At 42.2% G+C, this 1,129-nt stretch carries 1 protein-coding gene; it reads left to right on the top strand.

The features are described from left to right. A partial coding sequence (locus R7Z78_RS24605; protein WP_169643789.1) for a vWA domain-containing protein occupies nucleotides 1–1,129 on the top strand: 1,129 nt, incomplete at both ends.

Genomic DNA, 1,129 nt, shown 5'->3' with positions numbered 1-1,129 from the left:
CGATGTGGATGGCAGTGAGTCATTCATTAACGATAGCGTCACCTTAACGGGAATTCCTTCAGGGCTAACATTAGAGGTGAATGGCAAAACGGTTACTGAAAACAGCGATGGTTCTTACACGGTTGACCTTTCAAGTGAACCAAATCAAACCAGTCATCAACTAAGCGGTACGATTACTGTACCAGCAGATTACAATGGCTCGTTAGATTTTGATGTAACAGCGACGGCAGGAAGTGTTGAAGTTAATAACAATACTCAAATGGGAGCGGACACGGCTTCTGTTTCAGTCCGTGATTATGAGTTTGTTTCTGGTACGCATGGTGATAACAACATAGTTGGGTCCGATGATAACGACGTGATCGTTGGTGATGTTCAAGGGTTACAAATTGTCGAAGGTCAGGATTACAACATTGCCTTTATGCTCGATACGTCTGGCAGTATGGGTTACGACGTTGGCCGTGCGGTAACTGAACTAAAAACAGTGCTGAATACTCTGATCGAAAGTGCGAGTGGACCTCATTCGGGCAAAGTGAACGTTTTATTAACCACTTTTTCCACTGAGAGCAAACAGGTGCTCGAGTTGGATTTGAGCTCTGACAACGCTAAGTCTCAAGTAGAATCAATATTGGACGCAATTGTGAAGCTCGGTGACGGTAACACAAACTATGAAGCAGGCTTCCAATCAGCATTGAACTGGTTTGAGAATGCTGATAGTGGCGCAACGAATTTAAGCTATTTCATTTCTGATGGTCGTCCAAACCAAGCTACTGTGAATGATGCAAATAACATAAACCAAATGGATAGCATTGTTCTTGGAGTGGAAAACAACAAACTGGTAACGTTAGCTGATGTGTTGCCAGCGGATTACAAAACTGGTGATGTTGTAACTTACGACAATAAGACGGTGATAGATAGTAACTCACCCGTTTATTCGCTTTCGACAGGTGAGTTGTTAGGGAAGATGACAAGTAATCATAGTTATTACGATTATGAAACGTATGTACTTCATCAAGCAAATAACGCATATCAGGCATTGGAAGAACTTAGTGAGGTTCGATCGATCGGTCTTGGTCATGACTTAGATGAAGATTCGTTGAAACACTTTGACTCTGATGGTGTTGTAAGAACT

Origin of the sequence: Vibrio sp. 1167 (assembly GCF_033340375.1) — a bacterium.
GTDB classification, from domain to species: domain Bacteria; phylum Pseudomonadota; class Gammaproteobacteria; order Enterobacterales; family Vibrionaceae; genus Vibrio; species Vibrio alginolyticus.
This window is presented reverse-complemented; position numbering and strand designations above follow the sequence as displayed.